The sequence below is a fragment of the Actinomycetes bacterium genome (genome assembly GCA_036000965.1).
GTDB lineage: Bacteria > Actinomycetota > CALGFH01 > CALGFH01 > CALGFH01 > DASYUT01.
Genome location: DASYUT010000285.1, coordinates 24,138 through 46,553, shown reverse-complemented (window position 1 = coordinate 46,553; position 22,416 = coordinate 24,138). Strand labels below are relative to the sequence as shown.

Sequence of the window (22,416 nt, the reverse complement as noted above, 5' to 3'; positions counted from 1 at the left end):
GCAAGCCCTGCCCATCTGGCCGGCTCCCTTCGCGGGCACTGGACGATCCAGCAGCAGCAGCTGCACTGGGTCCGCGACGTGACCTTCAGCCAAGACGCCTCCAACGCGCCGGCAGCCTCCCCCGCGTGATGGCCAGCCTCCGCAACCTGGCCATCGGCGCGTTGCGCCTGGCCGGTCACCCCAACCTCGCCGCAGCGCTACGACATACCGGCCGTGACCCAGCCCGGCCGCTCACCATCCTCGGCCTGGCGTGCGCATGAAACGGACATCACACCACTTTGCCGGAGCCCTGCAGGCTTGGCCGGAGGCGACACGCGACGCTTAATTCTGACCCCCTCAGGGTTAAGCGACAGATGAGCGCCGCTTAATCGGCAGGGCTTACCCATAGACCGGTCAGGATCTGGCAATGGGGCTTCCCTGTAGCCCACCCGCGCCCGCGGAGGTCGTCCAGAAGGCAAGGAGGTCGGTATGGGGTGGGGACCCGGCCGGTACGCCGGTCGCAGGACGTATCGCGAGTTCGTCGTCGAGCAATCTGCCTGAGGCCTGACGAGGGGAAAGCCCTGTCGATCGACACACCAGGTGGCAACGGCGAAGGGGGTGGTCCGCTGCAGAACGAGCGGAGGAGGTGGGCCGGACGCGTGGCCGACGGTCCAACAGGGTCCAGGAGACCTGGCCTGACTGGGTCGAGACTGCCTGCCGAGGTTCTTCGTCACCCGAGCCGGCCTCAGCTCCTGCACCGCCATCTCGCACCCCGGCATCGGGCCGGGTGCGCTGAAGCGATCTAGCCACGCCGCACGCATCAACGGAGGTCTACAGATGCCTGGACCAGGAACAGCCGAACCGGATATCCCAGGAGTGCTGACATTCAGGCTCGACAACGTCACGGTCCTGTCCCCGCCGCCCAACCCAACCGCTATCGTCCAGGCCGGGCAGGAGCTCAAGCTGAAGGTGGACCTCGGCTTTGACGGCCACCCCCTTTTCCTCAACTGCTTGATGGCCGGCAAGCAGTACAGCGTGTTCCACCACCTCGAGCGGGAGGAGGATGGCGCTCGGACAACCCTATCGGGAGGCACCTTTACCGTGCCGGGGCCGCCGGCCATCACGAGCTTCAGCGTGGAGACCGGACCGTACACCTCGGGGGGCCCCGGCAGCGGGACGCAGTTCGAGGCCCCCGCCGGCTTTGACGCGGGCACCTTCGAGGTGACCACGCACATCCACTTCGCGGACTCCTGCGTCAAGTCCTTCGTCGCCGCCTTCCACCAGGTCTACGTCATGGTCACGACCTAGCGCCCCGGTCGCGGCATGATGTGCCGCTCACCCGGGGCGGCACGCGGACCGCGGCCTTCCTTGTGGGGATCCCGGTAGCTGCTGGCCTCGGAGGTGTCGAGTCGATCGTCACCTTCGAGGCCAGCATTGCGCATACTTTCATGGGCGAGACGATCCACCAGGGATGGAGGGAACGATGCCGCCGGAGGAGGGCTCGAAGCGTCCGCAACCGCCTCAGACGCCATCTGAGGAAACCGACAAGGAGGCTCAGGCGCCCCGGAGCCGCGGCAAGGGCGACCGGCCAGCCAGGCCGAGGGCGAAGCCGACATCGGCCGCCGGACGAAAGGAACCAGCTGCCGTCCAGGGAAAGAAGACGGAGCCCACTCCAGCCGACATCGAGGCCGAGGCGACCGCGGCGGAGACGGCCACCGCCACGGAGGGCGAAAGCGAGATGGCGATGCCGGCGGGTGCGACGCCACGAGCCGTCGAGGCGGACGTCGGGGCGCCGGAAGGTGCCGGGCCGCCACTGGACTTCACCGTTTCGGACGTATGGGTGCGGCAGGAGGGACGGCCAGCCGTGCGGATCGCCGCGCTCGGCCCGGACGAAGCCTTCACACTCCGCGTCCAGTTCCGCCTTCAAGGCCCGCGCGCCCGCGCGCTCACCATGCACAAGTCCCCCTTCGACGCACGGGTGTACGCGGAGGATCTCACCACCGGCGCGCGCACGCTGTTGGCCATCGACAGTGCGAGCCTGGTGGAGGGCAAGCTGGACTATGCGATTGAGATGCCAGCGCCCGGCCTGTCGAGCGGGCGGCACCGCCTGCTCACGCTGGTCACTATCCACGCGCCCATCAACATGATCGACCATCGCTATGGGCCAGTCCTCAACGTCACCTCCGAGTAGCCCCGACCAGCCGCTGAGCGCTCGTCAAGGGCGCGATCCTCTTCAGGGGCGAGGCTGCTGGCCGCGATCCTCGAGGGCGCGGAGTTGCAGGGCGCGGGCGTCTGAGGCGACAGGTTGGCTGGCGGTGGGGGATCGCGCTCGCGCTGAGGCGGCGGCCGCGGCGGCACTCCCGGGTCAGTGGCGCGAACTGGTGCGCCGCGGCGACAAGGAGCACTTGGTGCTCAAGGTGCCGCGGCTGCGCAGCAATGCGTTCTGCGGAGTACGGCTGCACCCCGGCGCGGCCCACGAGTGCCGGTTCGTCCTCCAGCCATCGAAGGGCATGGTGGCGGGCCTGCACACTGTCGAGATCCGGCAATTCGACGACGGACTGCAGGTCGGCGGGGGTCACCTGGGCCCTGCGGCCGAAGCGCTAGTCAATCCGACGAATCAAGTCACGATTCGTGGTGTAGCTGGTGACGTCGGTTGACCACCAGCCGGCCATTTCCACCACTCCACGGGATGCAGCCCTCCACTCCACGGGACGCAGCCCTTGCGGCGGCACGAGCCTGCGTCCGTGTGATGTTTGTTGGCCGTCAGACAGGGTCCGCCTCATGCAGGCTGCGGCCGTACGCGGCGGCCAGCAGGCGCCCAGCTAGATAGACAGCGGTGCGCAGTTCTGCATCGGAGATGCGCCCATGTGCGGCTGCGTCTCGTGTGTCGCGGACCTGCCGCAGCTCGTCTGCAAACAACGCCCGCCAATGGGCCAGCCGCTCTACCGAGCGCTCCCGATGGCCTGCCGTGGATGGGGGAAATCGCTCCATCTGCTCCGGAGGCCACTGATCCGACGGCAGCGTAGTGAGCCGCTGAAGCTCCTCAAGGAGCTGATGCCGCTCAAGGAGCTGCTGTGTGGCGTGAGAGCGATCTTCCGCACTCGCGAATGGCTCGTGCAGGTCAGGCGGCAGCATCAAGGTCTCCAGTCTTGACTTCGGCTGCTCCAACCGCCGCGGCGAGTTCCAGCACCTGGCTCCGGACGGCCGGCTGCAACGCCAGTATCGTGTCTCGGTCAACGGCATCCAGCTGCGAAAGCGCGGCGCGTGCCTGCAGCAGGCCGTTTACCGCCGACAGCGCCGCATCGGGCACGCCGGGTACGGTCTCACCGAGTCGGCTGGTGAACCACCTTGCGACTTCGGCCCAGCGCCAGAGTTTGTTGCGCTGCTCAGCTCGGGCCGCCGGTGGCGGAAAGTCGCCCGGGCCACGGTCGCCGGTGGCAAGCAGCCGGACGCTCTCGCGGGTGCGGCCAGTGCGCTTGGCGATCTCGGCGAGCGTGACGTACTCGTCTGGCGCGACGCGGACGACCCGGACACCGGGAACTGCCTGCTCTACTGCGGTGATTGCACTTACCAGCGCCTCAGCAAGCGAGCGCGCCTCACGGTCGAAGTGCAGGTGCTGCACCCCAGCGGTCACCCCGATCGTCGCGTCGTCACAGCCGGCCTCAAACAGTGCGTCCTGCGCTGCGTCGCTCTGTAGATCCGCACCCTCGACCAGGAGGGTGAACTCGTGGGTCCTCATTCGGTCACTCCTTCCGGTGGTGTGGGCAGGTTCGGACCGCGGCACGTAGCCGCTTGGCATGGTTGCCGGGATTCGTTGGAGTGGACCAGATGGATTCTTGGCAGCCGGCCCGGCTGTGTTCCGGGCAGCGCATGACGCCCCACCGGTGGCCGGCAACGGTAGCCTTTACCCTCCAGCCGGCCGCTTCAGCTTCCCGGAGCGCCGCTTCAACCTCAGGTTTAGGGTGTCTCGCGCGCATGCTGTTGACAATGTACAACACTCGCGTGGAACCCTCAACCACGCTCGGACCGCCAGGCCTGCGTCTGGGCGGCAGGCGACAACGGAGGCGACCAGCGGCGGCACGATCACCGAGACCAAGCCGCCGACGACACCGCCGCCCACCTCACCCCGTCCACGCCAGCCGTGTTCTTGCCCTGGTTGTCCTGCGTGACCCGGCGCACCGCCAACAGCCGGGCGGCCTCCGACTTCATCAACAGGCGTTGCAGACTGCGAACTGCGTGGACGTTGCCACGACGCGAGGCGAGGACGACGCCACCGACCACGACGACGGCATCGGCGAGGACGGCAGGGACGGTAGTGTCGGCGGCGATCGTGACGGAGGGGGCGGCGAGCGGTGAACGTGGCCGGGCAGGAGCGGCGCAACTCCTGGTCCGACGGGTGGCTGCCCTGGGTGGGCAGCCCGCGCGTCGCCGACCGGGCCTGCTGGTTCGGGATCTCGCTGAGCGGCCTCTACTACCTCGCCCTCATCCCGGCCAAGCCGTGGCTGCTCGGCCGCCAGCCGGTACTGCTTGAGCTGCTGAGCGGCTCCACCTCGTCGATCGTCACCGCTGCGGCGTTCGCCCGCATCGGCCGCGTGCTCCTGGCGCTCGCCGTGGCCGCCGCGTTGCCCGGCCTCATGAAGTTCGACCCACTGTACTGGTGGGCCGGGCGCCTGTGGGGGCGCCGCGCCATCGAGCTGTTCACGGGCCGTAGCCCCAGGCCGCGCGCCTGACCAACCGGGTGGAGCGGCTGGCCGGCCGGTTCGGCTGGCTGGCCGTCGTCCTGGCGTACTTCCTGCCGGTGCCCAACGCGCTCGTCCACGCCGTCGTCGGCTGGACCGGCATGCGGCTGGTCACGTTCCTGCTCCTCGACGTCGTTGCGGCGCTGGCATGGATGGGCCTGCTCGTCGGGCTGGGGTACTCGCTCGGCCAGCACGCCGTCGACGTCGCCGAGGCCATCTCCCGCTACGCGCTCTGGATTTCGTTCGGGCTGCTGGCCGTCACGCTCGCCTACCGGGCCTGGCAGGCGCGCCGCGACCGCAACGACTGGCGCGACCGGCGCGACCGGCGTGGCGGTCCGGCCGACTGAGCCGCAGCCATGAGCCCCGACGCGACCCTGCGGCGCCACCTGGAGCCGCTGGTCACAGCCGGTGAGGCGCCCGGTGTGGTGTATGCGGCGATATGCGGCACCGCGTCACCTGGCAGGTCGGCGCTGCGTCACCGTGTCAGAGCCGGGCGGCGCGCCCGGCTGCGGACGTTCGTCACTGGCTCGTCACGTGGCCGTCACCGCCTGCACGCCGCGCGGTAGGGGCATGCGTGCAGGCTCAGGCCTGCAGCAACGACGTGGAGGCTGGCGCACCGCAGGAGACCGCACCGCGCGAGCAGTTCGTGCAGATCGTCGCACGCCAGGTCCGAGAGGCCCGCCTCCTCGACCGGGTCACGATCCAGAGCTTCGACTGGGGCGCGCTCATGCTGGGGCGGTACACTGCCGCCTGCTTCCCCTCAGCATGTCCATCGGTTACGCTCGGGCAGAACTGGTGTTCGGCAACGGCCGCCAGAGGGGAGGCAGGCGTGCTCGTCGAGGACTACGCCGACCGGGTCCGGACAGCCGCCGGGCACCTGACCCGGCTGCTCGCCGACGGCGGCACCCGGGTCGACAACCCGGCCGACGAGCCGGTCGTGCCCGACGACGACCGGCCGGTCGAGTTGCGCGCCGACGCCGAGATCGTCCTGATCGGCAGCGACCCGGCCCCCGGGGTCTGCGCCGCCGCGGTCGACGGCGGGTCGGCCTGCCTGGTCAACGGGCGCAGCTTCTGGGTGGTCGCCTACCGGGCCGGGACCGTCTGGCACCGCGACCGGACGACGTTCCGGGAGGAGCGCGACGAGCTGGTGCTGCGCACCCTCAACCAGAGCGACGCCAAGGCCGAGTACGCCCACGCGCTGGCCGCGGCCGGGGTGGTGCGTGAGCGGGAGCTGGCCGACCTCGGCGGGGTCGTCGACGTGCTCCGGGAGCTGGCCGAGTGGGACCGGGCCAAGCGGGCGATCGCCGAGGCCGAGCCGGGGGACGTGGTGCTGGTCGACGGGAGCCTGCACCCGGGGGCGTTCCTGCCCGCCAGCTTCGTCGGCCCGATCCACGAGCTCGCCCTGGACCGTCAGGTCGACCTGGTCGGGGTGACCAAGGCGTCCAAGCTGCGCTGGGGCCGGTACGCGCCGCTGGTGCTGCGGGTGCGGCGCCGGGCCGAGGACGAGGTCGGCCCGGACGCGCGCTGGCTGCTGCGGGTCACCGACGACGCCGAGGCGGCCGGCACGAGCTGGCGCTCGGAGGTGTACGTGGCCCGGCTCGCCCGCCGGGGTGCCTACGCGTTCCGGGTCGACGCGGTGCGCGGCCACCGCAGCGCCGAAGAGCTGTTCGCGGTGCTCGCCGGGCTCTCCGACGACCCGGCGTTCCTCGGCTACCCCTACCCGCTCGCCCGCGTCCACCAGGTCGTGTGCCTGCCCGGCCACCTGCTCGCCGACCTCCGCCGCGACCTGCGCGAGGCGCTGCTGCGCGAGGGACTGGACGAGGACGACGTCGACCTGGTGCTGCGCGACTTCCACCTGACCCTGAACGCCTGACCGACCACGAAGGCCTCACCGATCACCACCGCCCGACCGACCACCACCGCCCGACCGACCACCACCACCCGACCAACCACCACCCGACCAACCACCACCACCCGACCAACCACCAACGAACGCCCAACCAGTCATCAACGCCCAACCAGTCACCAACGCCTGACCGACCACGAGGGCCCAGCCCATGCCCGACCAGCACCCCGGCTACAAGGGCCGCATCTTCGGCCGCTCCGTGCTCGACGTCCGCTTCCGGGCCTTCTACGGCGAGGACCTGTTCCTGGGCGAGCTGCTCGTCGGCGCCGACGGCGAGCGGGACCGGCGCTACCTGTTCCGGGTCACCGACGTCGCCTACGGCTCGGAGTCGTCCGACGAGGGCTGGGCGGAGCGGACCGCCGGCGGCCTGATGGCCATGGACCAGGTCGGGGAGCCGACCGGCATGCGCGACGTGGAGCGGCGGCTGTACAAGGTCGCCAAGGTGTCGAGCCTCGGCTACGTCGGCGCCGACAAGAGCTTCCACAAGCCCAAGAGCCTCCCGGCCCAGTTCGGCGAGGTGACCGCGCCCACCGAGGCCGACCTCGCGTTCCTGCGCGAGAAGATGGGCGACGTCGAGATCGGCCGGCTGCGCTCGGGCGAGGACACCATCGACCTGCCGGTCGGGATCCGCGGCGAGACCCTGCCCAGCCACGTCGGCGTGTTCGCCACCACCGGCATGGGCAAGTCGAACCTCATGAAGGTGCTGGCCGGGCAGCTCCTGGCCGCCCGCGGCCGCTACGCCCTGCTGCTGTTCGACCCGCACGGCGAGTACCTGGAGGGCGGCACCGGCCGCAAAGGCCTCGCCCACCACCCGTTCGCGGACGAGCGCCTGCGGGTCTACTCCCCGAACCCGCGCGCCGGCCAGGGCAACCTGCTGCGGCTGTCGCTCGCCGAGCTGAGCGTGGACGACCTGCGCACCGCGTGGAAGTTCACCGGCCCGCAGTCCGAGGCGCTCGAGAGCGCCCACGCCCTGCTCGGCGACAAGGGCGTGTGGCTGCGTCGCCTGGCCGAGGAGGAACCCGAGGACCTCAAGGACGCCGAGCTCGGCCGGCACGCCCTGGCCACCATCCAGGTGCTCGCGCGGCGGGCCAAGCGGATCGTGCGCCTGCCGCTGATGACCGAGGACCCGAGCCAGTCGCTGACCGGCAAGGTCCTCGGCGACCTGGCCGACGGCAAAGTGGTGCTGGTCGACACCAGCGGGCTCGAGGCGGTGGAGGAGACGCTGGTCGCGTCGCTGCTCACCCGGAGCCTGCTGACCGAGCGGGCCGACGCCTACCGCAGCGACCGGGACCGGTTCGGGCTGCTGCCACGCACGCTGGTCGCGCTCGAGGAGGCCCAGCGGGTGCTCACCCGCCTCGACGACGCCGAGTTCAACGTGTTCCCCCGGCTGGCCCGGGAGGGCCGCAAGTTCAACGTCGGGCTGTGCGCGGTCACCCAGCAGCCCAAGCTGATCGACGCCGAGCTGCTCAGCCAGTTCAACACCTACTTCGTGCTCGGCCTGGCCGACGAGCGCGACCGCAACATCCTGCGCTCGTCGTCCAAGCAGGACCTGTCCGACCTCGGCCCGGAGATCCAGACCCTGATGCCAGGGGAGGCGCTGGTGACCAACCCGGAGGCGCCGTTCGCGCTGCCCACCCGGGTCCACCTGTACGAGGAGTGGCTGGCCACGGTGCCCCACCCGGAAGCGGCCCGGCCCCGGCCGGTCGGCGCGATGCAGGGCTTCTACGACTGATGGCCCGCGTCTGATGGCCCGCGTCGTCGCGATCTCCGACGCCCACCTGGGACGCTCGCACTACCAGGCGGTCGACGCGCACGGCCTGAACCAGCGGGAGGCCGACTTCGCGGCCGCCTGGCACCGGGCGGTGGACGCCGCGCTCGGGCTCGACCCGGACGCGGTGCTGGTGCTCGGGGACCTGTTCGACGCGCCCCGCCCGACCTACCGGGCGTTCCGCGAGGGGGCCAGGGGCCTGCGCCGGCTGGCCGACTCCGGCGTGCCAACGCTGGCCATCTCCGGCAACCACGACACCCCGCGGCTGCGCGAGTCGGGCTCGCCGTACGCGGTGCTGGCCGACGCGTTCCCGGCCCTGGCGTTCGCCTACCGGGGCGCCCACGAGGCGGTCGACCTGCTGGCGGGGCTGCGTGTCCACGCGGTCCCCCAGTGCGGCAGCCCCGAGGAGCAGAAGCAGCAGATCGCGGCGGCCGCCCGGGCGCGCAGCACCGACCACCTGAACGTGCTCGTCACCCACGTCGCGGTCACGGTGCTGTCGAGCCGCTACAGCTACGGCGACGTGAACGAGCACGAGGTCGACCTGGCCGACCTCGACCCCGGGTTCGACCAGATCCTGCTCGGCCACTTCCACAACCACGCCAAGGTCGCCCCGAACGCCTGGTACCCGGGGTCGACCGACACGTTCAGCTTCAAGGACCTCCCCAAGGGCGACGAGCCGGCCGTGAAGGGCGTGCTCAGCCTGGACACCACCTCGGGCGCGGTCCGCCACCACCCGGTGCCTGGCGGGCGGCCGCTGCAGACCTTCCAGCTCGACGCGTTCGGCATGGACGTGTCCGAGGTGTACGAGGCGATCGCCGGGCTGGCCCCGCCGGCGGGGGCGGACGGGGCGGTGGTGCGCGTGTTCGTCAACCAGGCCCGGGCCGAGGTGCGCCGCCTGCTCGACCGGCGGGTGGTCGGCGAGACGTTCGCGGGCGCCCTGCACGTGGCCGTGCACGTGGAGGAGGCCCAGGGCGAGGGCGCCGCCCAGGTCGGGGCCGAGCCGGTCGCCAGCCTCGCCGACGAGTGGGACCGCTACCTGGCCAGCGTGCCGATCGAGGGCTACGACCGGGAGCGGCTGGCCGACATGGGCCGCGGCTTCCTCGAGCGCGCCGAGGAGGAGGAGGCGCGCTAGATGCATCTGCGCTCGCTGTCGCTGCGCAACTACCGGCTCTACCGGGCCGTCGACCTGGAGTTCCCCGACGGCCTGGTCGGCATCTACGGCCCGAACGGGGCTGGCAAGTCGACCCTCATCGAGGGTGTCCGGTTCGCCCTGTACGGCGGCTCGCGGACCGACAAGGCCGAGCTGCGCTCGGCCGGGGTCCGCGAGGACCTGCGCGTCGAACTGGTCTTCGAGCACGAGGGCAACTCCTACGACGTGCGGCGGCGGCTGAAGGGGCAGAACCTCACCCCCGAGGTCGAGGTGTACCGCAACGGGCAGCTGGCGGTGCAGTCGGCCCGGGAGGCCAACGGGTTCCTGGCACGGGTGCTCGGCATGGACCAGCGCGCCTTCCTCGCGTCGGTCTGCGCCCAGCAGAAGGAGCTGACCGCGTTCGCCACCATGCAGGCCAACGACCGGCGCAAGCTGGTCCTGGACCTGCTCGGCGTCAGCCCGATCGAGCGTGCCCTGGCCCGGGTGCGCGACGAGGCCAGGGACCGGCGCAAGACCGCCGAGGGGGCCCGGGCCCAGCTCCCCGACCTGGACGCCCTCGAGGCGGCCGCCAAGGGCGCCGCCGACGAGCTGGCCGCGGCCGAAGAGGCAGAGCGGGCCGCCGCCGAGGCCGAAGCGGTGGCCGCGGCCGTCCTGACCGGCGCGGAGGCGGCCGCGGCCGAGGCAGAGCGGGCCGCCGCCGCCCTGGCCGAGCTCCGCAACCGGGCCGGCCTGGCCCGGGCCGAGGCGGCCACCAGCCGGCAGGAGGCCGACCGGCACGAGTTGCGCGCGGCCGCCGCCGACGCGCTCGAGCCGGAGATCCGGGCCGCCGAGGCCGAGGCGGCCGGGCTGGCCGAGGCGGCCGCGCCGCTGCAGGCGCTCGAGCGGGCCCGGGAGGTCCACGCCGAGCGGCTGGCCCTGGCCCGCGCCCTCGACGACGCCCACCGCCGCGAGCGCACCGCCGCCGACGCGCTGGCCCGGGCCACCCGGGAGGCGCAGGGCACCGCCGAGCTGGTCGCGGCCCGGGTCAGCCTCGAGGCCGAGCAGGAAGGCATCGACGCCGAGCTCGAGGCCGCGCGCGAGCGCCACGCCGAGCTGAGCGGCGCCCTGGGGGCCGCGGCGGCAACCCTTGCCGCGGCCAGGGAGGCGGTCGAGGCGGGCGCCGCCCTGGACCCGGGTGCGCCCTGCCCGACCTGCGGGCAGCTGCTCGGGGAGCGCCACGCCGACCTGCGCCGGCACCGGGCCGAGGAGCTGGACGTGGCCGCGGCCGCCCATGCCAGGGCGGCTGTGGCCGTGGACGAGTCCAAGGCGGCCGGGATCGCGCTCGCGGCCAGGCAGAAGACCCTGGCCGCGGAGCTCAAGCAGGCGAGAGAGGCCGAGCGGCGGGCCGAGCGGGCCGCCGCGCTGGTCGAGTCGGCCGAGGCGGCCCTGGCCGCCGCCCGGGAGGACGCCCAGGCCAGGCAGGCCGCGCTCGACCGCTGCCCCGACCCTGGCTTCGACCAGGCGGCCTGGGAGCGCTGCCGGCAGGCCGCGGCCCGCCGCGACGAGGTCGCCGCCGCCCTTGCCGGGCTGCGGGCCCGGCGTGACCAGGCCGGGGCGGACCGGGACGCGGCCAAGCAGGCGCTCGCGCGGGCCGACGAGGCCGACGGCCGGGCCGCGGCCCTGGACGCCGAGGCGGCCCCGCTCGGCGACGCCGACACGGTGCTGGCCCTGGCCCGGGAGCGGCAGCGCGCCGCCGGCCGACAGCAGACCCTGGCCCACGGCGCCCACCAGCAGGCCGTGGCGGCGCTGGCCGGCGCCCGCCGGCGCGAGGCCGACCAGGCGTCGGCGCTGGCCGCCGGCCGCGAGCGGCACGAGCGGGTCGCCGCGCTCGAGGAGGAGGCCGGCTACCTGGCCCGGCTGGTCGACCTGGTGGTGGCGTTCCGGCTGCACCTGGTCTCCCGGCTCGGACGCCGGCTGTCGGCCGAGGCGGCCGGGCTGTTCACCGAGCTGACCGACAGCGAGTACCAGGACCTGGTGGTCGACCCGGAGGACTACTCGATCCGCATCGCCGACGCGGGGGTCGAGTACGAGCTGTCCCGCTTCTCCGGCTCCGAGAACGACCTCGCCAGCCTCTCCCTGCGGGTCGCGGTGAGCCTGGTCATCGCCGAGGGCGCCGGCGAGCTCGGCGTGCTCGTCCTCGACGAGGTGCTCGGCGCCCTCGACCGGGACCGGCGCGAGCGCATGCTGGCCGCGCTCACCACCTTGCAGGGCCGCTTCCGCCAGGTGCTCCTGGTCACCCACAACGACGAGGTCAAGGACCTGCTCCCGGCTGCGATCGAGGTTCGCAAGGGCCCCTACAGGACCGCGACGGCGACCGTGCTGAGCTGACCCGGCCGGCCGGCCCCGGCCGCCCCGCCCGCCATTGACTTGCCCCGCGACCTCGGCCGATACTGCGCCGACCCTGGGGGCCGGGCCGGCCGGGGACTCGGCAGAGCGGGGCAGGCGGACCGCGCGGCCAGACCCAGCGGCACGGGCGGGTCAGCCGGTCCGCCGCTTGGCGCTTCGTCCACCTGCGGGCCGCACGCGGCCAGCCCGCCGCCTTGCGCGCAGGGTGCAACATGTCGTCACCCTGGGGAACAACCGCCGGTCCGGAGCTGTTTAGGGAGGACTGCACGGACGAGGACAGCCACGCCGCGACCGGCAGCACACCGGCGCACGGGCGGCCGGCGCAACCGATGGAAAGGAACCATGAAGGTGCCAGAGGACGAGGAAGAAGAGACGCAGGTCGAGGCCTCGCTCGAAGAACTGATCGCGAAGAAGGCCGACCGGCCCTCGGTCGGCGAGGAAGAGGACGACGACGACTCGCTGCTCACCCTCGGGCGTGACGAGGCCCGCGAGTCGCTGACCACCAAGGTGCTCCCGGTCCAGCAGAACGAGTTCGTCTGCAAGAGCTGCTTCCTGGTGAAGCACCGCAGCCAGCTCGCCGACCGCCGGCGCGAGCTGTGCCGCGACTGCGCGTGACCGCAGCCGCGTCCGGCGGGCCCGGGACGGGTGCCACCGACGCGCCGCCCCGGGCTCCTGGCGCGGCCGTCCGGCGGGGCATGCGCCTGGCTGCGGCGGTCACGACCGGGCTCGGCCTGGTGCTCGCGTTCCCAGGACCCGACCTCGGTCCGGTCGCCTTCGTCGCCCTGGTCCCGCTGCTGGTCGCCGTCGAGACCATGCGGCCCCGGGTCGCCGCCGGGCTCGGCCTGCTCGCGGGCCTCGTGTTCTTCGGCGTGCACCTGCGCTGGATCGAGGTGTTCGGCAACCTGGCCTGGGCGTCGCTCAGCATCGCCCAGGCGCTGTTCGTGGCCGCGTTCTTCGCCCTGGTCCCCGCGACCAGGCGCCTGGGCGGGTGGCGGGTGGCGCTCCTGCCCGCCTGCTGGGCGGCGCTCGAGCTGGCCCGCGCCCACGGCCCCCTCGGCGGCTTCCCGTGGGGGGTCCTCGGCCTGAGCCAGCACGACGGCGGGCCGCTGCTCCCGCTCGCCCGGGTGGTCGGCGCCTACGGGCTGTCCGCGGTGATCGTGGCGGTCAACCTGGCCCTGGCCATGGCCGTGCGGACGGCCCTCGGGGCCGGCCGTCGTGAGACGCGCCAGGCCGGGGCACCGGCCGACGCTCCGTGGCGGCGACCGGCCGTCGCGCTGGCCTGGGTCGTGCTCGCGGCCGCGCTGCCGCTGGCGGGCCTGGCCGCCCCCGCGGCTCCGCCGGTCGACGGTCCCAGCCTCGACGTGGTCGCCGTGCAGGGCAACGTGCCTGGGCGCGGCCGCGCCGACCGCCTCGGCCAGGAGGCGCTCGCCGACGCCGAGACCTTCGCCAACCACGTCGCCGCCACCACCCGCCTGGCCGACGACCGGCCACCGCCCGACCTGGTCGTGTGGGGCGAGGGGGCGGTCAACGACGACCCGTTCGCCCACCCCGCGCTGCTGGAGGGGATCCGCGAGGCGGCCGGCGCCGCCGGCGCGCCCCTGCTCCTCGGCGCCAGCACCGACGTGCCTCCCGACCGGGTCGCCAACGAGGCGCTGCTGTTCACCTCCGGCGGGGTGCTCGCCGACCGCTACGTCAAGCGCCGCCTGGTGCCGTTCGGCGAGTACGTGCCCGGCGGGGCAACCATGCGCCGGCTCCTGCCCGTGACCAACGAGGCCGGGCGCGACCGGGCGCCCGGCCGGCGGCTCGAGCCGATGATGGTCGACGGGATCCGGTTCGGCACGATCATCTGCTGGGAGTCGGCCTACGCCGAGGACCCCCGCCGGCTGGCCAGGGACGGCGCCCGCTTCCTGGTGGTGCTGACCAACAACTCCTCCTGGGGGCTGGCGCCCGGCTCCCGCCAGCACCTGGCCACCAGCCAGCTCCGCGCGGTCGAGACCGGCCGGACCGTCGTGCACGCGGCCGTCTCGGGGATCAGCGCCGTGGTCGGCCCGGACGGCGTCGCGCGCCAGCGGACCGGCCTGTACGAGGCCGCGACGGTCCGGGCGGCGGTCGCGCCCCGGTCGGGCCTGACCGTCTACACGCGCTTCGGCCGCCTGGTCGAGGCGGTGCTGCTTGGGCTCGCGGTGGCCACCCTGGCCGCGGTCGCCCTGACTGGCCAGCGGGTCGGCGTGCCATCCGATACCGGGCGGGCCGTGCCCGGCCCGCAGCCTGCAGCCTCGCGAGGTGGCCCTTGAAGGCACTGGTCGTCATCCCGACCTACAACGAAGCCGACTCGATCGAGGAGGTCCTCGACCGGGTGCTCGCCGTCGAAGCCCGGGTCGACGTGCTGGTGGTCGACGACGGCAGCCCGGACGGCACCGCCAAGCTGGTCGCGGCCCACTCCGGCGGCGAGCCGCGTGTGCAGCTGCTGGAACGCGACGCCAAGCAGGGGCTGGGAGCCGCCTACCGGGCCGGGTTCGCCTGGGGTCTGGCGCGCGGCTACGACGCGCTGGTCGAGATGGACGCCGACCTGTCCCACCCGCCCGAGCGCCTGCCCGCGCTGCTCGACGCGCTCGCCGGCGCCGACCTCGCGATCGGGTCGCGCTACGTCCCCGGCGGCCGCACGGTCAACTGGTCGAAGCTGCGCGAGGCGATCTCCCGAGGCGGCAACGCCTACGTCCGGCTCGCCCTGGGCGTGCCGGTCCACGACGTCACCGCCGGCTACCGGGCCTACCGGCGCGAGGTGCTCGAGGCGCTGCCCGTGGAGGCGGTGCAGTCCAACGGCTACTGCTTCCAGGTCGAGATGGCCCACCGCACCTGGCAGGAGGGGTTCCGGGTGGTGGAGCTGCCGATCACCTTCACCGAGCGGGTCACCGGCGTCTCCAAGATGAGCAAGCAGATCGTTGCCGAGGCGCTGTGGCGGGTGACCGTCTGGGCCGTCACCGGCGGCCGCCGGCGCCGCCGCGCCCGCCACCCCGCGAGCGTGGCGTAGGGCAGGTCGGGCCGGGACCAGCATGACGTGTCCGGGCCAGGGCCCGGGCCCGCACCGCCGGCCCGTCCATTGCGCGGCCGGGTTCCTGGCCGGCGTCGAGCGGCCATGGACACCCTCCCCCGGGGCTGGGCGGCCATGGGCACCCTGCCCGGCTGGGGCCCTACCCGAGCTGGCCGGCGCCCAGGGCGGCGGCGGCCCGGCCGGTGTCGAAGGCCCCCGCGAACCCGTTGGCCACAAGCGCGGCCAGCTCCCGGCCGCCGAGCTCCTGGGCCCCGGCGACCACGGCCAGCTCGGAGGAGAGGTCGTTGGCGAACAGGGTCCGGTCGTCGGTGTTCAGGCACGCCCTGGCCCCGGCCGCGAGCAGCCGGCCGACCGGGTGGTCGGCGAGGGAGGCCATCTCGGCCGGGGTGCGGGTCCAGTAGTTCGACCGCGGGCACATCTCCAGCACCACGCCGCGCTCAACCACTTCGGCCAGCAGGTCGGGGTCGTCGGCCAGGCTGGTCGCATGCCCGATCCGCTCGGCGCCGTAGCGGTCCAGCGCGGTGCGGATGGCGGCCGGGGGCTCGGCCTCGCCGGCGTGGACGGTCACCCGGAGGCCGGCGTCGGCGGCCCGGGCGAACAGGCGCGCGTGCGCGTCCACCCAGTCCGGGGAGCGCCCTTCGACCGGGCCCGCCAGGTCGACCGCGACCACCCCGGCGTCGGTCCGCCGGATCGCCGCGTCGACCACCGGGGCGTTCCACTCCGGGCCGACCCCGCCCATGAGGCAGGCGATCAGCCGGACCCGGGTGCCGGTGGCCGCCTCGGCCGCGGCCGCGGCCGCGCCGGCGGTGGCGAGCACGTCGTCGATGCCGAGGCCCTGCCGGGTGTTCAGGCGGGGGCAGAAGCGTAGCTCGGCGTAGACCACCCCGTCGGCGGCCAGGTCCTCGACCAGCTCCCTGGTGACCCGGGCCAGGTGCTCCCGGGTCTGCAGCAGGGGCAGCAGCAGCTCGAAGCCGGCCAGCGCCTCGGCCAGGCCGGCCCGCCTGGCCACCCGCACCCGGTCCATGGCGGCGCCGGCCGGGGCGTCGGCCGGGACCAGCCCGAGCGAGCGGGCCAGCTCCTCGACCGTGGCCGGCCGCAGCGAGCCGTCGAGGTGGAGGTGCAGCTCAGCCTTTGGCAGCCGGCGCAGCGAGTCGGGGGTCGGGGGCGGAGCCGGCACGGGTCCTCCTGGCGGTGGCTCGAGCGTCGTGACGGGATCCTCCCGCCAGACGGGACCGGGCTGGTGGCGTGGCGGGATCCTCCCACCGAGCGGGACCGGGTGGTGGCGTAACGGGATCCTCCCACCAAGGGGACCGGGGTGGTGGCGTAACCTGCAGGGCCCAGGGCCCGCTCGACGTGTGCGCACTGAGCGACCGATCCGGCGGCACGCAGCCAGCGACGAGGCCACCCTGGCCTGAGCGCCTGGCGGCAGGCGGGTAGAATGCGGGCGGTTCGGCGGGTCCGTCTTGACATGCCGCTTACACGCGATCGGTGAGAGTGGGCGTCCGAGGTCCGGGCACCGCCGCACCCGGCCGCCGGATCGCGTGTCGGGAGCCGCCCGATGACCTTCGCCAACCCTGTCCTGCTCGCCGGGCTGCTGCTCGTTCCCCTTGTCGTGCTCGCCCTGGTACTCGCGCGGCGACGCCGTGCGCGCTACGCCGTGCGCTACCCCGCCCTCGACGTGCTGGCCGGGGTGGTCGCCCGCACCCACCGCTGGCGCCGGCACCTGCCGGCGGCGCTGTTCCTGCTCGCGCTCACGGTCCTGCTGCTCGGCGCGGCCCGGCCCATGGCCCGGGTGCCGGTCCCCCGCGACCAGGCGACGGTGCTGCTGGTGGTCGACGTGTCCGGGTCGATGAACGCCGACGACGTCGACCCGACCCGGCTCGACGCGGCCCGCGCGGCGGCCGGGCGCTTCCTCGACCGGCTGCCCGACCGCTTCCAGGTCGGGCTGGTCACGTTCTCGAGCGACGCCCAGACGCTCGTCCAGCCGACCACCGACCGGCAAGCGGTCCGCCTGGCCCTCGAGACGTTGCAGGCCAACGGGGGGACTGCCATGGGCGACGGGCTCGCCCGCGCGCTCGACAGCATCGAGACCCTGCGCCAGGCCGGCGGGGGAGAGCAGCCCGGGGCGGCTCCGCCACCCGGGACGGCCCGGGACGGCCCCCCAGCGGTCGCGCTGCTGTTGTCGGACGGCGCCAACTCGGCCGGGGGCGACCCGCTCGTCCAGGCCGACCGCGCCCGCGCCCTCGGCGTGCCCGTCTACACGATCGCGCTCGGCACCAGGGACGGGGTGCTGCGCACCCCCGACCCGTTCGGCGGCGTCAGCTCCCGGCCCGTCCCGCCCGACGAGCAGACCCTGGCCCGCATCGCCGAGACCAGCGGCGGGCGCGCCTTCCTGGCGGCGTCCAGCCGCAACCTCGCCGCGGTGTACGACAGCCTCGGCTCCCGCATCGGCTACCGCGTCGAGGAGCACGAGGTGACCGTCGCCTTCGCCGTGGCCGCGCTGGTGCTGCTCGGCGCGGCCGGCCTGCTGTGGACCCGCTCGACCGCCCGCCTCCCGTGACCCCAGACCGCAAGGAGCCTCGCGTGCCCGACGACCGCCTCGCGCCCGCCACCGCCTTGGACGCGGCCCTGGCCGAGATCAAGCGCGTCATCGTCGGCCAGGAGCGGCTCCTCCGCATGGTGCTCGAGGCCGTGCCGGCGCCCCGGACCGAGCTCGCCCGGGAGGCGAGCGCATGAAGTTCGAGTGGCCCGGGCTGCTGTGGGCGGTCCTGCTGGCCCCCGTCGCGGTCGTGCTGTGGCTGCGGGGGGAGCGGGGCCGCGCCCGCCGCGCCGCCGACTTCGGCAACCCGGCCCTGCTGCCCGGCGTGCTCACCGCCCGCCCGGGCTGGCGCCGGGTCGTCCCCGCCCTGCTCTACCTGCTCGCCACCGCGGTGCTGCTGGTCGCGCTGGCCCGCCCGGAGGCGGTCGCCCGGGTGCCCCGGGACGAGGCCACAGTCATGCTCGCGATCGACACGTCCTCGTCGATGCTCGCCCGCGACGTGGAGCCCAGCCGCATCCTCGCCGCCCGCCACGCGGTCGACGGCTTCCTCGACCAGCTCCCCGCCCGCATCCAGGTCGGCCTGGTCACCTTCGCGGCCACCGCCCGGGTGGAGTCCCGCCCGACCACCGACCGGGCCGCGATCAGCGAGGCGCTGGCCAGGGCGCCGGTGCGCCCAGGCACCGCCATCGGCGACGGGCTGCAGCGCGCGCTGGAGGTCAGCCGTGGCCCGGCCGGGCAAGCGGCGGGGGAGCGGCCGCCCACCGCGGTGCTGCTCATGTCCGACGGCCTGTCCTCCGGCGGGCTCGCGCCTCTGGCAGCCGCCGAGCAGGCCAGGCGCGAGGGCGTCCCGGTCTTCACCGTCGCCCTGGGCAGCCCCGGGGCCGTGCTCAAGCAGCCCGACGGCTCGGTCGTGCCGCTCGCGCCCGACGAGTCGACCCTGCGGCAGATGGCCGAGCTGACCGGCGGGCAGTTCCTCACCGCCACCACCCGCGACGCCCTCGCCGCGGTCTACCGCAACCTCGGCTCGCGCCTGGCCTACGTCCCGGAGGACCGCGAGCTGACCTCGATGTTCCTCGGCGGCGCGGCCGCCCTGCTCCTGCTCGGCGCCGCCACCTCGATCGTCTGGTTCCGCCGCCTGCCATGAGCCCCGCCCGCCCGGCACGGCCGCTGACCCGAACATCCTCGTGGAAGCCCGCCCGGGATGGCTGCCGCGGCGCCCGACCCGCCTGCTTCGGCGGGGGCAAGCCGGGGCACTCCTCACGAAGCCGTCGCACCCCGCGCGAAAGGGGCCCCATGATCCCGATCCACGGCCGGAGGCTCGGCCGCACCCTGCCCGTCGCCCTGGCGCTCGCCGCCATGCTGGGGGCCTGCACGACGAGCACCGACCAGTCCAGCGCAGACACGCGGCCGCCGGCCGCGCAGGCGACCAGGCTCGGGCAGGTCACCGTACCCGGGCAGGGCCCGGACGGGGCGATCCCGCGCCTGGTCAGGCAGGTCCAGCCGTCGGTCGTCAGCGTCGCCACCGGGAACGGCGAGGGCAGCGGGGTGGTGTGGTCCGACGACGGGGTGATCGTCACCAACGAGCACGTCGTGCGGGGCGCCCAGCAGGCGGAGGTCTCCTTCGCCAGCGGCCAGCGGAGCGCCGCCCGGGTGCTGGCCGTCGACGCCGTCACCGACCTGGCCGTGCTGCGGACCGAGCGCAAGGGCCTGCCGCCCGCCCGCTTCGCCAACCGCCAGGCCGTGGTCGGCGAGCTGGCCCTCGCGATGGGCAACCCGCTGGGGTTCGAGAACTCGGTGACCGCCGGGATCATCAGCGGGCTCAACCGGGAGATCCCCGGCTCGGCCCAGCAAGGGCAGTCGCTGGTCGACCTCGTCCAGACCGACGCCGCGATCTCGCCGGGCAACTCGGGCGGCGCGCTGGTGGCTGCCGACGGGACGATCCTCGGGATCAACGAGGCATACATCCCGCCCAACGCGGGCGCGGTCTCGATCGGGTTCGCGATCCCGGCGCCCACCGTGACCAGCGTGGTCAAGCAGCTCCTCGAGAACGGCCGGGCCCGCCACGCGTACGCCGGCCTCACACCGGTCACCCTCACCCCCGAGATCGCCGAGCAGTTCGGGATCGGCCGTACCACCGGCGCGATCGTCGTCCGGGTGGCGCCTGGCGCCCCGGCTGACCGTGCCGGCATCCAGCCGGGCGACGTGATCGTCGCCGCCGACGGCCGCGAGGTGCGCACCGCCGAGGACTTCCTCGCCGTGCTCCGCGCCAAGAAACCCGGCGACCAGCTCGAGCTGACCGTGGTGCGCAACGGGCAGGAGCGGCGGGTCACCCTCAAGCTGGCCGAGCGGCCGAGCTGACCCGGGGGCCCGGGACCCAGGAGAAGCTCTCTACTTCCTCTGACCTGTCAGTTCAGGCCGTCGCGGAGCACCGCGACGATCACCCGGAGGATGAGGACGGTCCCGCAGAAGAGCCCGAAGTAGCCGAAGAACTGGAACAGTGAGGTGTCGCCGGTGAACGGCGGTCCTCCCCGGGTGCCCAGGAGCATGACGGAGAGCACGCTGACCACCCCAACGCCCAGCATCGTTAGGCGGGCCCGCCTCGGGCGGCGCTGAGCGCAGGCGATCCCGCTGACCTGACCGCAGGGGACCGTGAACGGTGTCAGAGGCGCCGTCTGCCGGGTGCGTACCTGCCGACGACGACGGCCACGCCGACAGCGGCCAAGGCGATCTGGATGAAGAGTTCGATCCAGTCGATCCCCGGGTGCCCCCGACGCCGACAGCGTCGGCCAGCAGCGTCCCAACGATGGCAGCGACGATGCCGATTACGATCGTGAGCCAGATCGGAATGACCTGCCGGCCTGGGAGCACCAGCCGGCCGAGGCACCGATGATCAGCCCGACGATGACGCCGGTGACGTCACCTTGTCGCCGGTACCAGGGGCCTCCTTGTCATGTCACCTTCGCTCCCAAGCCAGCTACTCACCTGATCAACCCGAACCAGTTCTCAAGCACTCGCTTGAAGTCATGGGCTACGCGGCCATCCTCCTCGCCGGGATCTGGGCGGCCACGGCGACCATGGAGCTCCGCTGCCGCGCCCAGGTGCCCTACGACGCGTCGCTGCCCCTGGTGGCCGGGCTCACCGGCGCCCCCCGCGGGCGCCGGGTGCGCAGCTGGGCCCGGCTGCTGCTGCCCGACGGCCGGGTCGGTGCCGAGGCCACCGAGCTGCTGATTGTCAAGGCTAACCCCTTCGAAGTAGAGTCCGGCCCGTGGACGCCGGAGCATGTGTGACCTTGCCCTGGGGCATCTACGCCCGGCTGTCGGACGACAAGGGCGCCGAGCAGTCCGCGACCGGCCGGCAGATCGCGGACTGTCGGAGGCTCGCCGCCGACCGGGGCCTGGTCGTGGCCGAGGCCCACATCTACGAGGACATCGACCTGTCGGCGTTCAAGCAGGTGCGCCGGCCGGAGTTCGAGCGGCTGCTCGACGACCTGGACGCCGGCCTCCTCGCCGGCGTGATCTGCTGGAAGCTCGACCGGCTGACCCGGTCGCACCGGGACTTCGAGCGGCTGTGGGAGATCATGGAGCGACGCGGCGCGAAGCTCGTCAGCCTCCACGAGCAGTTCGACACCAGCACGCCGGCGGGGGAGTTCACCCTCCGGATGATGGTCGGCATGGCGCGCATGGAGTCGCAGAACATCGCGCTGCGGCTGCGCTCCAGGCTGGCCGAGAAGCGCGAGGCCGGCCAGCCGCACGCCGGCGGCAACCGGCCCTACGGCTACCGTGCCGACTTCGTCACGGTCGACCAGGACGAGGCGGCTGTCCTGCGCGAGGCGGCCAGTAGGTTGCTCGCCGGCGAGACCCTCCGCGAGGTCACCAAGGACCTCAACCGGCGGGGACTGCTGTCCTCGACCGGCAAGCCCTGGTCGCCGGGGACGCTCCGCCGGACGCTCGCCAGTCCCCGCCTGGCCGGCCTCCGAGTCCACTGGCGCCGCGAGCCCGCGCCGACCGGCAAGAGCCGGCGACTCGCCGAGGTCGTCGGTCCGGGAACCTGGGAGGCGATCCTCGACCAGGAGACCCACCAGGCCCTCGTCGCGCTGTTCGAGGACCCGGCTCGGCGGTCGCAGACCCGGCAGCCGCGGGTCCATCTGCTGGCTGGGCTGCTGCGGTGCGGCCGCTGCGGCGGACCGATGTACGTGCAGTCGCACGGTCGCGGGCGGCCGAAGGACTACCGATGCCTGCCGCCGCCGGTTGGCCGCGGCTGCGGTGGCGTCAGCATCCTCGCCGGCCCGCTCGAGGAGCTCGTCACGCAGGCCGCCATCTCGGTGGTCGACGGCCCCGAGCTGGCGGCCACCGTCGCCGCCCAGGCCGACTGGGAGGCCGACTGGCAGGAAGCGGCGCGGCTGGCCGCCGACCAGGCGGCGCTGGAGGAGCTGTCCCGCATCCGGCCGGCGGAGACGCGGGGACGGAACCGGTTCGACCCCGCGCGAGTCCAATTCACGTGGCGGGTCTGAGCCGCGGTCACGGAGCATCCTGGCGATCCGCGCGAGCACGCCCGGATCGGTGATCCGGTCCGGAAGACCCTGCTGGCGGCGGGACTCGCGCACCAGGCGGGCCACGTCCTCCGGGTCGAGCGGGTGTGCGGCGTGAAGCTCCATACGTAGCCAAGGCAGCACCACAGCGGCGCGGCCACCAGGTCACTCGGAGGTCACTCAGGAGTCGAATCCGGAAGGCCGTACAATCGGGACGACTCGCGCAGGAGGGTTCAAGCGCGCCGTACCTGTGAACCATCGCCTTCGCAACCAGCGGCTTCGACGTGGCTGGTCGCTGGAGACCGCCGCCGAACGGCTGGACCAGCTCGCCCCCAGGGCTGGCGCCAAGCGCCTGGGCGTCACCGGCTCC

General features: G+C 73.7%; 21 protein-coding genes and 4 pseudogenes. 19 read left to right on the top strand and 6 right to left on the bottom strand.

The features are described from left to right. The 4 genes and pseudogenes from VG276_24995 to VG276_24980 all read left to right on the top strand — a co-directional run bounded on the left by VG276_24995 (position 1) and on the right by VG276_24980 (position 2,636). A pseudogene (locus VG276_24995) lies at positions 1 to 260 on the top strand (ISAs1 family transposase). A 595-nt stretch (positions 261 to 855) separates the two neighbouring features. After that, positions 856 to 1,287, top strand: a complete 432-nt coding sequence (locus VG276_24990) for a hypothetical protein (GenBank protein HEV8652552.1) — start codon at positions 856 to 858, stop codon at positions 1,285 to 1,287. A gap of 175 nt (positions 1,288 to 1,462) precedes the next feature. After that, a complete protein-coding gene (locus tag VG276_24985) occupies positions 1,463 to 2,170 on the top strand; it encodes a hypothetical protein (protein ID HEV8652551.1) in 708 nt (235 codons plus the stop codon). Between the two features lie 217 nt (positions 2,171 to 2,387). Next, positions 2,388 to 2,636, top strand: a complete 249-nt coding sequence (locus tag VG276_24980) for a hypothetical protein (GenBank protein HEV8652550.1) — start codon at positions 2,388 to 2,390, stop codon at positions 2,634 to 2,636. 106 nt (positions 2,637 to 2,742) lie between these two features. Here the strand turns inward: VG276_24980 and VG276_24975 are convergent, their stop codons facing one another. The 3 genes and pseudogenes from VG276_24975 to VG276_24965 form a co-directional block, all read right to left on the bottom strand. Then, positions 2,743 to 3,114: a hypothetical protein gene (locus VG276_24975; GenBank protein HEV8652549.1), complete on the bottom strand. Its 372-nt coding sequence runs from the start codon at positions 3,112 to 3,114 to the stop codon at positions 2,743 to 2,745. Continuing rightward, positions 3,101 to 3,718, bottom strand: coding sequence for a hypothetical protein (locus VG276_24970; GenBank protein ID HEV8652548.1), 618 nt, complete (start codon positions 3,716 to 3,718; stop codon positions 3,101 to 3,103). Before VG276_24970 ends, VG276_24975 begins: the two co-directional genes overlap by 14 nt. Before the next feature lie 380 nt (positions 3,719 to 4,098). After that, positions 4,099 to 4,239, bottom strand: a pseudogene (locus VG276_24965) (reverse transcriptase N-terminal domain-containing protein). A gap of 92 nt (positions 4,240 to 4,331) precedes the next feature. Between VG276_24965 and VG276_24960 the strand changes: the two are divergent. The 9 genes and pseudogenes from VG276_24960 (at position 4,332) to VG276_24920 (ending at position 14,958) form a co-directional block, all read left to right on the top strand. Next, positions 4,332 to 4,709 carry a hypothetical protein gene (locus VG276_24960; GenBank protein ID HEV8652547.1) on the top strand — a complete coding sequence of 126 codons (378 nt, stop codon included), beginning with the start codon at positions 4,332 to 4,334 and terminating at the stop codon, positions 4,707 to 4,709. Between the two features lie 8 nt (positions 4,710 to 4,717). Continuing rightward, positions 4,718 to 5,065, top strand: coding sequence for a VTT domain-containing protein (locus VG276_24955; GenBank protein ID HEV8652546.1), 348 nt, complete (start codon positions 4,718 to 4,720; stop codon positions 5,063 to 5,065). 254 nt (positions 5,066 to 5,319) lie between these two features. Next, positions 5,320 to 5,448 (top strand): annotated as a pseudogene (locus VG276_24950) (glycerophosphodiester phosphodiesterase). Positions 5,449 to 6,775: 1,327 nt separating this feature from the next. Further along, positions 6,776 to 8,356, top strand: a complete 1,581-nt coding sequence (locus VG276_24945; GenBank protein ID HEV8652545.1) for an ATP-binding protein — start codon at positions 6,776 to 6,778, stop codon at positions 8,354 to 8,356. Positions 8,357 to 8,369: 13 nt separating this feature from the next. Beyond that, positions 8,370 to 9,524, top strand: coding sequence for a DNA repair exonuclease (locus tag VG276_24940; protein HEV8652544.1), 1,155 nt, complete (start codon positions 8,370 to 8,372; stop codon positions 9,522 to 9,524). Then, the gene (locus VG276_24935; protein HEV8652543.1) at positions 9,525 to 11,909 is read left to right on the top strand and encodes an SMC family ATPase; all 2,385 of its coding nucleotides are present in this window, start codon (positions 9,525 to 9,527) and stop codon (positions 11,907 to 11,909) included. Positions 11,910 to 12,269: 360 nt separating this feature from the next. Next, the gene (locus tag VG276_24930) at positions 12,270 to 12,542 is read left to right on the top strand and encodes a DUF4193 family protein (protein ID HEV8652542.1); all 273 of its coding nucleotides are present in this window, start codon (positions 12,270 to 12,272) and stop codon (positions 12,540 to 12,542) included. Next, positions 12,539 to 14,221 carry an apolipoprotein N-acyltransferase gene (gene lnt / locus VG276_24925; protein ID HEV8652541.1) on the top strand — a complete coding sequence of 561 codons (1,683 nt, stop codon included), beginning with the start codon at positions 12,539 to 12,541 and terminating at the stop codon, positions 14,219 to 14,221. Before VG276_24930 ends, lnt begins: the two co-directional genes overlap by 4 nt. Continuing rightward, a complete protein-coding gene (locus VG276_24920; GenBank protein ID HEV8652540.1) occupies positions 14,218 to 14,958 on the top strand; it encodes a polyprenol monophosphomannose synthase in 741 nt (246 codons plus the stop codon). Before lnt ends, VG276_24920 begins: the two co-directional genes overlap by 4 nt. Before the next feature lie 160 nt (positions 14,959 to 15,118). Here the strand turns inward: VG276_24920 and add are convergent, their stop codons facing one another. Beyond that, positions 15,119 to 16,156, bottom strand: coding sequence for an adenosine deaminase (add, locus tag VG276_24915; GenBank protein HEV8652539.1), 1,038 nt, complete (start codon positions 16,154 to 16,156; stop codon positions 15,119 to 15,121). Between the two features lie 381 nt (positions 16,157 to 16,537). Here add and VG276_24910 point away from each other — a divergent pair, with 381 nt between their 5' ends. The 4 genes from VG276_24910 to VG276_24895 all read left to right on the top strand — a co-directional run bounded on the left by VG276_24910 (position 16,538) and on the right by VG276_24895 (position 19,876). Continuing rightward, complete coding sequence (locus tag VG276_24910; protein HEV8652538.1) at positions 16,538 to 17,539, top strand: VWA domain-containing protein; 1,002 nt, start codon at positions 16,538 to 16,540, stop codon at positions 17,537 to 17,539. Between the two features lie 23 nt (positions 17,540 to 17,562). Continuing rightward, complete coding sequence (locus tag VG276_24905) at positions 17,563 to 17,715, top strand: hypothetical protein (protein ID HEV8652537.1); 153 nt, start codon at positions 17,563 to 17,565, stop codon at positions 17,713 to 17,715. Continuing rightward, a complete protein-coding gene (locus tag VG276_24900) occupies positions 17,712 to 18,662 on the top strand; it encodes a VWA domain-containing protein (protein ID HEV8652536.1) in 951 nt (316 codons plus the stop codon). The genes VG276_24905 and VG276_24900 overlap by 4 nt, the downstream gene beginning before the upstream one ends. Positions 18,663 to 18,811: 149 nt before the next feature. Then, on the top strand, positions 18,812 to 19,876 hold the full coding sequence (locus tag VG276_24895; protein HEV8652535.1) for a trypsin-like peptidase domain-containing protein: 1,065 nt from the start codon (positions 18,812 to 18,814) through the stop codon (positions 19,874 to 19,876). A gap of 47 nt (positions 19,877 to 19,923) precedes the next feature. Here VG276_24895 and VG276_24890 read toward each other — a convergent pair whose 3' ends face one another. Then, positions 19,924 to 20,100 (bottom strand): hypothetical protein, encoded by a 177-nt coding sequence (locus VG276_24890; protein HEV8652534.1) that lies wholly within the window; start codon positions 20,098 to 20,100, stop codon positions 19,924 to 19,926. Positions 20,101 to 20,177: 77 nt separating this feature from the next. Continuing rightward, a pseudogene (locus tag VG276_24885) lies at positions 20,178 to 20,421 on the bottom strand (GlsB/YeaQ/YmgE family stress response membrane protein). 120 nt (positions 20,422 to 20,541) lie between these two features. Here VG276_24885 and VG276_24880 point away from each other — a divergent pair. Then, positions 20,542 to 20,805 carry a hypothetical protein gene (locus VG276_24880; GenBank protein HEV8652533.1) on the top strand — a complete coding sequence of 88 codons (264 nt, stop codon included), beginning with the start codon at positions 20,542 to 20,544 and terminating at the stop codon, positions 20,803 to 20,805. Next, positions 20,802 to 22,028 carry a recombinase family protein gene (locus VG276_24875; GenBank protein HEV8652532.1) on the top strand — a complete coding sequence of 409 codons (1,227 nt, stop codon included), beginning with the start codon at positions 20,802 to 20,804 and terminating at the stop codon, positions 22,026 to 22,028. The genes VG276_24880 and VG276_24875 overlap by 4 nt, the downstream gene beginning before the upstream one ends. Positions 22,029 to 22,416 lie beyond the last annotated feature (388 nt).